Here is an 8,651-nt window from a genome sequence, read left to right as displayed (position 1 = left end):
TCAAGGACTGGAGGCGTGTGGCCACCCGATATGACCGGTGCCCGAAGGTCTTCTTTTCGGCCGTCGCCCTAGCCGCCCTCGTCATCTACTGGTTATGAATCCTGACCCTAGCATTTAACCCGGACCACTCGATGGGGTCGGCTCAGCGGGCACCTGCGGCTCCCTCGTGGCGGCGGCCGAATACCTCTGCGACAATCACACCGAGATTTTGCGCATAAAGGAAACCCACGACCATTTCCACAACGGCGTGTGTGACGGCTTCGACTTCGACGCCACCACGCTGCGGATCGGCGCGATGAGCATGACCCTGCACGGGGTGCACCTCACCCCGCTATGGGGTCAGTTTTCCACGCATCTTCACAGCTTGCGCGGCTCAGGTAGCGATTTGCTTCCGCGTCTCAAAGACACGATCGTTCACCCCCACCACGAGCACAACCGCGCCGTTGCGAAACGAGAACGGTTACACTTTTGCGCCCTTATGCCTGATCGCGCAGCCCACCAGCCCGGCGAGGATGCCGACGATGGTCGAGACGCTGTATTCCAGCGCCGTGATCGGCACCTCGGCGGAATGGTGGCCGCCGAGGATCAGCGGCGAGAGCACCCCGATGGCACCGCCGAGGATCGGCGCGACAATCCAGTTGCGGGTCGTCATGCCGAGCGCGACGCCGAGGATGCCGGGAAGGCCAAGGATGCTGCCTCCGATGGTGCCGAGTAAATCAAGCAGGCTCAGCATGGTGATGTCTCCCTTCTGTGCGAGCAGCGGCAGGCACTGCGCTGCGTCCGGTCAGTCGGCGTCCATGCCCAAGTAGGACTTGATCGAGGCGAGATCGACGCGCCCCGACGCCTCGGGTATACGGCCTTGCGCCAAGGTCTCGACGACGTGCTGGTATTCTTCGAGATACCCCGGCGCGAGATCATGTGCGATGCCCTGATGGCAGTCGATGCAGGTCATGTTTTCGTCCACCGCGCGCTGATGGTTCTGCGCCGCCCGCGTCTCTTGGATGGTGAAATCCATATATTCGAAGGCGTGGCAGTTGCGGCACTCGCGGCTGTCCGTCGCCTTCATCTTCTTCCACACCGCGGCGGCCATCTCGAGCCGCCGGTCCTCGTATTTCTCTGCGGTGTTTATGGTGCCCCGCAGCTCGTGGTAGACGTCCTTCACCGCCATCACCTTGGCCTTCATCTTGTACTGCCACTCATGCGGCACGTGGCAGTCCGAGCAGATCGCCCGCACGCCGGAGTGGTTGTTGTAGTGGATGGTCTGGCGGTACTCGCCGAGGTTGGTCTCCATCGAGTGGCAGGAGGTGCAGAACTCTTCGGTATTGGTCAGCTCCAGCGACCAGTGAAAGCCGCCCCAGAAGAGGATGCCGCCCAGAAACCCCGCGATCAGCAGGAAGCCGGTGCTGAACAGTCCGGTAGGGCTCCAGAATTTGTCCCATATGCGGAGCAGGATGTTGCGGCGGTGCCCGTGATTGTCCGGCATGTCGTCTCTCCCCATTCGGTCCTGCGTCAGCGCGAGACGCTGGAGGCTTCGAAGTCGTTGCCGACCAGCGCTGGCGCATCCGCCTGTGGGACGTGGCACTGGTTGCAGAACCAGCGGGTGCCGGCGACGGTGTCGAGCTGGTTGCCGCTGCGGTCGAGGTAGTGGGTCATCGATAGCGTCGGCGCGCCGCGGTCGCCGGCGTTGGTCCAGTCGTGGCAGCTCAGGCATTGGTTGGTGCGCAGGTCGATCTGGTACTGGGTCATGGAGTGCGGAATGGTCGGCGGCTGCTGGCGGTAGTTGCGCACTTCGCGGCCCTCCTGCTGCTGGTAGACCTCGGGCGGCTGGATTTCCTGATCCACTGCCGCGCCGCGCAGCGACTGGAGGCCTCCGGTTGTCTGCGCCACGACCAGCCCCGCGATGAGCAGGGGCGAGGCAAAGGCGGCGATCTTGGCGATGACCGGCAGTTTCATGGGCGCTCTCCGTAGTTGATTGCTGTCACGCAGGGTGGGTACCTCAGGCGGCGGAGTGTCGGGATCGTTCGGGCGGGGAGGAGGTCTCGACATGTGTGTCGAAGCGATGGGTGAAAGAGAAAACGTCGACCGAGCAGACGTCGACGCAGCGTCCGCAGTTGGTGCAGTCGGGCGAGAGGATAAGCGGCGTCTCGGCCTCCTTGCCGCGCAGGGCCGGGGCGATGACGTGGTTCTCGGGGCAGACGGCAAAGCAATCCATGCAGTCGTCGCAGGCGGCGCGACCTGTGGCGCTGACCCGCAGCAGGCTGTGCGTGCCCAGGAGCCCGTAGAAGGCGCCGACCGGGCAGAGGTGCCCGCACCAGCCGCGACGCGAGACCAGCAGGTCGAACAGGAAGACCAGCGCCACCAGTGCCCAGGCAAAGCCCATGCCGAAGGCCGTACCGAAGACCAGCCCGCGGTGCAGCATGGTAATCGGGTTGATCGCCTCCCAGGCGATAGTGCCGGTCAGGGCCGAGACGACCAGCACCGTGCCGAGCAGCCAGAGCCGCGTATGCCGCTTGGGCTGCCAGCCCTTCGGCAGGCCGAGTCTCACGTGCAGCCAGTGCGCGGCATCGGTCACCGGGTTGATCGGGCAGACCCACGAGCAATAGACCCGCCCGCCGATCAGCACGTAGCCGATGACCACGATCGCGGCGCCGATCAGCGCCGTCAGCTCGGGCCAGTGACCGGCGGCGAGGCTCTGCGCCAGCACCAGCGGATCGGTCAGCGGCAGGATGCCAAAGCTGCGCGAACCGGCAAGCGTGCCGGTCACCCACCAGAGGCCGAACCATGGACCCAGAAGGAAGAGCAGCAGGAAGAACCCCTGCGACAGGCGCCGCAGCAGCAGGAAACGGTGCGCCCGCCACCAGCCCTTGAGGTGGATCGCCTCCGCGCCGACGGGGAGTTTGGTCTTCTCCTTCATTCGCCTGCTCCCGGTACCGGGGAGGCCGGAAGGGTGAAGCTGGGCTCGAACCCGCCGGGCGCGGCGAGGTTGTCGGTGCCGGGGCCGGGCAGGCGGTCGGGCAGGTCAATCACCCCCTCGACCAGCGGGCCGCCGTGGTCCTCCATCTCCTCCCAGCCTTTGCGGTAATGCTCGGCGGGTGCGCCGCGGGCCAGCCGCAACGGCAGCACCTTGATCGCGGCTTCGGGCAGCACGCAGCTCTTTTCGCATTTGCCGCAGCCGGTGCAGTGCTCGGCGTGGACGGTCGGGGCAAAGATCGCGTGATGGCCTGACCGGTCATTGTGCGACAACTCGAGGGTGATCGCTTCGTCGATCACCGGGCAGACCCGGTAGCAGACGTCACAACGCAGCCCGAGGAAGTTGAGGCAGTTCTCCTGATCGACCAGAACCGCGGTGCCCATGCGCGCCTCGTCGATATTGTTGAGGGCCGGATCCAGCGCCCCGGTGGGGCAGGCCACGACGCAGGGGATGTCGTCGCACATCTCGCAGGGCACGTCGCGGGCGGTGAAGAAGGGCGTGCCGGTGGCCGGGCCGTCAGCGCCCAGTTCGGCCAGGGCCAGCGTGTCATAGGGGCAGTCGCGCACGCAGAGCCCGCAACGAATGCAGGCGCCGAGAAACTCGGCCTCGGGCAGGGCGCCGGGCGGACGCAGTGCCTCTGCCGGAAGCGCCCGCGCATCCCGCGCCAGCCATGCCAGTGCGCCGCCCGCGAGCGCGCAGCCACCGGCCATCCGCGCGGTGTCCATCAGGAACCTGCGGCGTTGCGGCGACAGCGGCATGGCGGCGGGCATGGCAGGCCTCCTCTGGCGTCTCCTCCGGCGTCAGGCGCGCGGGCAGGTGCGCGGGATTACACGCGCTCGACTTTGCAGGCGCATTTCTTGAAGTCGGTCTCCTTGGACAGCGGACAGGTGGCGTCGAGCGTCAGCTTGTTGATCAACTGCCCCTCGTCGAACCACGGCACGAAAACCAGCCCCTTGGGCACCTTGTTGCGGCCGCGGGTCTCGACCCGGCTGAGCATCTCGCCGCGCCGGGTCGAGATGTTGATTTCCTGGCCGCGGCGCAGGCCGCGTTCCTCGGCGTCTTCAGGGTGCATGAAGACCACGGCGGCAGGGAAGGCGCGGTGCAGCTCGGGCACCCTGCGGGTCATCGAGCCCGAGTGCCAGTGCTCCAGAACCCGCCCGGTCGAGAGCCACAGGTCGTATTCCTCGTCCGGCGCTTCGGCAGGCGGCTCGTAGGGGGCGAAGATGATCTTCGCCTTGCCGTCCGGATAGCCGTAGAAGGTCACCTCCGTGCCCTCGGGCACATAGGGATCGTAGCCCTCGCGGAAGCGGTAGAGCGTTTCCTGCCCGTCCACCACCGGCCAGCGCAGGCCGCGCGCCTGATGATACTGCTCGAAGGGCGCGAGGTCATGGCCGTGGCCGCGTCCGAAGGAGGCGTACTCCTCGAACAGCCCCTTTTGCACGTAGTAGCCGAAGTGCTGAGCCTCGACATTGTCAAACCCCTCGGCGGTCTCTTCCAGTGGGAAGGCGTTCACCTGGCCGTTCTCGTAGAGCACCTCGTAGAGCGTCTTTCCGGCCAGCTCGGGCATCTTGGCCACCAACTCGTCGCCCCAGACCTCCTCGACGGTGAAGCGCTTGGCGAACTCCATCAGCTGCCAGAGGTCCGACTTGGCCTCGCCCGGCGCCATGACCTGCTGGCGCCAGAACTGGGTGCGGCGCTCGGCATTGCCGTAGGCGCCTTCCTTCTCGACCCACATGGCGGTGGGCAGGATGAGGTCGGCCGACATGGCGGTCACGGTCGGGTAGGGGTCCGAGACGGTGACGAAATTCTCGGGGTTGCGGTAGCCGGGCCAGCCCTCCTCGTTGATGTTGGCGCCAGCCTGCATGTTGTTGTTGCACTGCACCCAGTAGGCATTGAGCGTGCCGTCCTTCAGCGCGCGGTTCTGCGCAACCGCGTGCAGCCCGGGCTTTTCGGGGATGGTGCCCTCGGGCAGCTTCCAAATCTCCTCGGCATGGGCGCGGTGTTCGGGGTTTGTCACCACCATATCGGCGGGCAGCCGGTGCGCGAAGGTGCCAACCTCGCGCGCGGTGCCGCAGGCCGAGGGCTGGCCGGTGAGCGAGAAGGGGGAGTTGCCCGGCTCCGAGATCTTCCCGGTCAGCAGATGGACGTTGTAGCACAGGCCGTTCGCCCAAGAGCCGCGCGTGTGCTGGTTGAAGCCCATGGTCCAAAGCGACATGACCTTGCGGTTGGGATCGGCGTATTGCTCGGCCAGCCGTTCGAGCTGGTGTGCCGGAACGCCGGACATCTCGGAGACCTTCTCCAACGTGTATTCCGAAACGGCGGCGGCATATTCGTCAAAGTCGATCGGGGTCAGCTCGCCAGAGTTGGGATTGGCCGCGGCTTCCTGCAACGGGTTGGTGTCGCGGAGCCCGTAGCCGATGTCGGTGGCGGTGCGGGTGATGTTGACGTGCTTATCAAGGAAGTCCCAATTCACCGCGTTATTCTGGATGATGTAATTGGCGATGTAGTTGAGGATCGCCAGATCGGTCTGCGGGGTGAACACCATGCCGTTGTCTGCCAGCTCGAAGCTGCGGTGTTCGAAGGTCGACAGCACGTGCACCTGCGCGCCCTCCTTGGTCAGCCGGGTGTCGGTGAGGCGCGACCACAGGATCGGATGCATCTCGGCCATGTTCGAGCCCCAGAGCACGAAGGTGTCGGCGTGCTCGAAGTCGTCGTAGCAGCCCATCGGCTCGTCGATGCCGAAGGCGCGCATGAAGCCGACCACTGCCGAGGCCATGCAGTGCCGGGCGTTGGGGTCGATGTTGTTCGATCGAAAGCCCGCCTTCATCAGCTTGGAGGCGGCGTAGCCCTCCCAGACCGTCCATTGTCCCGAGCCGAACATGCCCACCGAGGTTGGGCCCTTGGCGGCCAGCGCCGCCTTCCACTTTTCGGCCATGACGTCGAAGGCCTCGTCCCAGCTCACCGGTTCGAATTCGCCGTTCTTGTCGTAGACGCCGCCCGACTTGCGCAGCATCGGCGTGGTGAGCCGGTCGGCGCCATACATGATCTTCGACAGGAAATAGCCCTTGATGCAGTTCAGGCCGCGGTTCACCGGCGCCTCGGGGTCGCCCTGCGTGGCGACCACACGGCCCGCCTTGGTCCCGACAAGCACCGAGCAACCGGTGCCGCAGAAGCGGCAGGGGGCCTTATCCCAGCGGATGTCCGAATTGCCCGGGGTCTGCGCCAGCGCGCCGGGGGCGAGCGATATGCCCGCGGCGGCGGCGGTGCTGGCGGCGGCGGTGGCCTTGAGGAAAGTCCTGCGCGAGTCCGAAATGGTCATGGGTCAGGTCTCCGGATGGGGAGCGGCGGGGGATGGGCGCTGCGGGAGGTCTTCGAAATGGTGGTAGTTGATGGTCAGCGAGATCACGCCGCGGATCTGGTGCAGCGACATGATGGTGTCCGAAGCAAAGGCGGTGTCGGTGTCCTCGACCACAACCACCAGCCGCCCGTCGTCGCTCTGGGCATGCACCTCTACGCCGTCGAGCGCCTCCATCTGCGCGCGGGCATCAAGCAGCGCATCCTGCGCGACGTGGACGAGGCAGCCGCAGATGTTCATCGCACGGCCTCAGATACTGGTGCGCGCTGCTCAAAGGACACCGCGCTGGCCGGGCAGACAAAGGCGCAGTCGCCGCAGCCGGTGCATTGCGCGGGGTCGAGCGTGGGGGCGGCGCGGCCGCCGGTCATCAGGCGAAAGCGGATGGCGCGGGGCTCGCAGGCATCTTCGCAGGCCCGGCACGCGATGCCACTGAGCGACAGGCAGATGTCAGTGATGGTGGCGGTCCACGGCCAGTCGGGCACGGCCTCGGGACGCAGGGCGCCGGTCTCGCAGGCCTCGGCGCAGGCGCCGCAGAACGTGCAGGGGCCTTGCGAGAAGTCGACCAGCGGCAGGGCGGGGTCTGGCGCGTCGGGCTGTCGAATAAGGATCGCCTCGGGGCAGGCGCGCAGGCAGTCGCCGCAGCCGGTACAGAGCTGCGAGAAGCGGGCCTGCGCCCCCGGGGGCCTCATCAGAGGTGCCTCGGGGCGCGACAATTGCCCGCGAAGGAAGTTGCGTCTGCTGTGCTGGGTCGTCATCGACGTCCTGGCTTTCCGCTTTGCCCGCGAAAAATCCTGCGGACGAGAACTATGACCGAAAGTCTGCCACAGGTTGACTGCCCGGGAAAGGACAGTCTCAGAAGATGCAGGGAATCGGCAAAAAATCGGGGACCCACGATTTCGCCAAAGACGCACTAGTGTGCCGTCTGACCCGCCACTGATCCTTCATCTCGCCGCGACCGGAACCCGGTTTGTGTTTACGCCGGATCTGCGCGTGGGTCAGGTTGAGAGCATTGCCTCGTTGAGCAGCTCGCCTTGCATCCGACCATGAACGCTGTCCACAAAGACGTTCTGCACAGCCTTGCCTGGCGCATTATAGCGCCACTCGACCCGCTGGGCGGGTGCGAAGGTTATCGTCGCGGTGCTGGTCAGGTCGGTCCCGTAGCACGTCGGGAACAAGCGCTGCCGACAGGTTATGGCCACGCGCTGCCATCTGGGCAATGCAACCATTCATGCATTGCGCTCATGAGTGCCTTCCATTCTGAGCGGATTATCCGGTCGGGCGGTCTCATCTAAATACCCGGTCATGAAGCGGACAGGGCCGGTGAGGCGTCAGCGACATCTCGTCGGCCGCACCTGTCCGGGAACCAAAATCCGGAGTGACACAGATGATCCTCGAAGAAACTTTCACCCTTCCCAATGGTGTCGCCATGCCGAAACTCGGCCTCGGCCTCGGCACCTGGATGATCGAAGACGATGTCGTGGCGGAGGCCGTGAAGGCGGCCATCGCGATGGGCTATCGGCACATCGACACCGCTCAGGCCTACGGCAACGAGCGCGGCGTTGGTCAGGGCATCCGCGAGAGCGGCGTGGCCCGTGACCAGCTGTTCCTGCAGACCAAGCTGGCGGCTGAGATCAAGGACTACGATGGCGCCAAGGCGGCGATCGACGGCTCGCTCGAGACCCTCGGGCTCGATTATATCGACCTGCTGATCATCCACAGCCCGCAGCCCTGGGCAGAGTTCGGCGGCGAAGATCGCTGCTTCGAGGGCAACCTTGCCGCGTGGAAGGCGCTGGAAGAGGCCTACGAGGCCGGCAAGATCCGCGCCATCGGCGTGTCGAACTTCAAGCAGGCGGACCTGCAAAACCTTCTGAATAACGCGACCGTCAAGCCGATGATCAACCAGGTCCTCGCGCACATCAGCAACACCCCGTTCGAGCTGATCGACTTCTGCCAGCGGAACGGCGTGCTGCTCGAAGCCTATTCGCCCATCGCGCACGGCAAGATCCTCGACAACGCCGAGATCAAGGCGATGGCCGACACATATGGCGTCACCGTCCCGCAACTCTGCATCCGATACGTGCTGCAACTGGGTCTTGCGGCGCTGCCGAAGACCGGCAACCCGGCGCATATGAAGAGCAACGCCGAGCTGGACTTCGTGATCTCGGACGCGGACATGGACGCCCTGAAGCGCGCCGAGGAGATCAAGCACTACGGCGACGCCAGCATGTTCCCGGTCTATGCCAAGGCTTGATCTGCCGAAACAGGTTGGCGACGAAGCGCGCCGACAGACGCCGCGCCCCGGGCCACCAATTGGCCCTCGGGCGC

At 65.5% G+C, this 8,651-nt stretch carries 10 protein-coding genes and 1 pseudogene; 2 read left to right on the top strand and 9 right to left on the bottom strand.

Annotated features, from left to right (window positions below):
- Positions 1-98: pseudogene (locus tag G0A00_RS13045) on the top strand (IS5/IS1182 family transposase); the annotation flags it as partial.
- A gap of 362 nt (positions 99-460) precedes the next feature.
- On the opposite strand, the gene G0A00_RS13035 reads toward G0A00_RS13045, so the two are convergent.
- The 9 genes from G0A00_RS13035 to G0A00_RS26875 all read right to left on the bottom strand — a co-directional run bounded on the left by G0A00_RS13035 (position 461) and on the right by G0A00_RS26875 (position 7,552).
- Positions 461-733, bottom strand: a complete 273-nt coding sequence (locus tag G0A00_RS13035; protein ID WP_235953023.1) for a hypothetical protein — start codon at positions 731-733, stop codon at positions 461-463.
- A gap of 51 nt (positions 734-784) precedes the next feature.
- Positions 785-1,483 carry a NapC/NirT family cytochrome c gene (locus G0A00_RS13030; RefSeq protein WP_164181228.1) on the bottom strand — a complete coding sequence of 233 codons (699 nt, stop codon included), beginning with the start codon at positions 1,481-1,483 and terminating at the stop codon, positions 785-787.
- A 26-nt stretch (positions 1,484-1,509) separates the two neighbouring features.
- Positions 1,510-1,953: a nitrate reductase cytochrome c-type subunit gene (locus G0A00_RS13025; RefSeq protein WP_164181230.1), complete on the bottom strand. Its 444-nt coding sequence runs from the start codon at positions 1,951-1,953 to the stop codon at positions 1,510-1,512.
- A 43-nt stretch (positions 1,954-1,996) separates the two neighbouring features.
- Positions 1,997-2,914, bottom strand: coding sequence for a quinol dehydrogenase ferredoxin subunit NapH (gene napH / locus G0A00_RS13020; protein WP_164181232.1), 918 nt, complete (start codon positions 2,912-2,914; stop codon positions 1,997-1,999).
- Positions 2,911-3,741: a ferredoxin-type protein NapG gene (gene napG, locus G0A00_RS13015; protein ID WP_164181233.1), complete on the bottom strand. Its 831-nt coding sequence runs from the start codon at positions 3,739-3,741 to the stop codon at positions 2,911-2,913. Before napG ends, napH begins: the two co-directional genes overlap by 4 nt.
- A 56-nt stretch (positions 3,742-3,797) precedes the next feature.
- The gene (gene napA / locus G0A00_RS13010) at positions 3,798-6,290 is read right to left on the bottom strand and encodes a nitrate reductase catalytic subunit NapA (RefSeq protein ID WP_164181234.1); all 2,493 of its coding nucleotides are present in this window, start codon (positions 6,288-6,290) and stop codon (positions 3,798-3,800) included.
- 3 nt (positions 6,291-6,293) lie between these two features.
- Positions 6,294-6,566, bottom strand: coding sequence for a chaperone NapD (locus tag G0A00_RS13005; RefSeq protein WP_164181235.1), 273 nt, complete (start codon positions 6,564-6,566; stop codon positions 6,294-6,296).
- Positions 6,563-7,081 (bottom strand): ferredoxin-type protein NapF, encoded by a 519-nt coding sequence (gene napF / locus G0A00_RS13000; protein WP_164181236.1) that lies wholly within the window; start codon positions 7,079-7,081, stop codon positions 6,563-6,565. The genes G0A00_RS13005 and napF overlap by 4 nt, the downstream gene beginning before the upstream one ends.
- A 240-nt stretch (positions 7,082-7,321) precedes the next feature.
- Positions 7,322-7,552, bottom strand: coding sequence for an integrase core domain-containing protein (locus G0A00_RS26875; protein WP_164181237.1), 231 nt, complete (start codon positions 7,550-7,552; stop codon positions 7,322-7,324).
- A gap of 158 nt (positions 7,553-7,710) precedes the next feature.
- Between G0A00_RS26875 and G0A00_RS12990 the strand changes: the two genes are divergently transcribed.
- The gene (locus G0A00_RS12990) at positions 7,711-8,577 is read left to right on the top strand and encodes an aldo/keto reductase (RefSeq protein ID WP_164181238.1); all 867 of its coding nucleotides are present in this window, start codon (positions 7,711-7,713) and stop codon (positions 8,575-8,577) included.
- Positions 8,578-8,651 lie beyond the last annotated feature (74 nt).

The sequence above is a fragment of the Salipiger sp. PrR002 genome (assembly GCF_010500775.1).
GTDB lineage: Bacteria > Pseudomonadota > Alphaproteobacteria > Rhodobacterales > Rhodobacteraceae > Salipiger.
The sequence above is the reverse complement of the archived record's forward strand: the minus strand, read 5'-3'. Positions and strand labels throughout refer to the sequence as shown.

Bases quoted from the DNA above. Each gene is read 5' to 3' on its own strand.
- G0A00_RS12990 (WP_164181238.1), top strand. From the start codon at position 7,711: ATGATCCTCGAAGAAACTTTCACCCTTCCCAATGGTGTCGCCATGCCG.
- G0A00_RS13030 (WP_164181228.1), bottom strand. From the start codon at position 1,483: ATGCCGGACAATCACGGGCACCGCCGCAACATCCTGCTCCGCATATGG.
- G0A00_RS13005 (WP_164181235.1), bottom strand. From the start codon at position 6,566: ATGAACATCTGCGGCTGCCTCGTCCACGTCGCGCAGGATGCGCTGCTT.
- napG (WP_164181233.1), bottom strand. From the start codon at position 3,741: ATGCCCGCCGCCATGCCGCTGTCGCCGCAACGCCGCAGGTTCCTGATG.
- napA (WP_164181234.1), bottom strand. From the start codon at position 6,290: ATGACCATTTCGGACTCGCGCAGGACTTTCCTCAAGGCCACCGCCGCC.
- napF (WP_164181236.1), bottom strand. From the start codon at position 7,081: ATGACGACCCAGCACAGCAGACGCAACTTCCTTCGCGGGCAATTGTCG.
- G0A00_RS26875 (WP_164181237.1), bottom strand. From the start codon at position 7,552: ATGGTTGCATTGCCCAGATGGCAGCGCGTGGCCATAACCTGTCGGCAG.
- napH (WP_164181232.1), bottom strand. From the start codon at position 2,914: ATGAAGGAGAAGACCAAACTCCCCGTCGGCGCGGAGGCGATCCACCTC.
- G0A00_RS13035 (WP_235953023.1), bottom strand. From the start codon at position 733: ATGCTGAGCCTGCTTGATTTACTCGGCACCATCGGAGGCAGCATCCTT.
- G0A00_RS13025 (WP_164181230.1), bottom strand. From the start codon at position 1,953: ATGAAACTGCCGGTCATCGCCAAGATCGCCGCCTTTGCCTCGCCCCTG.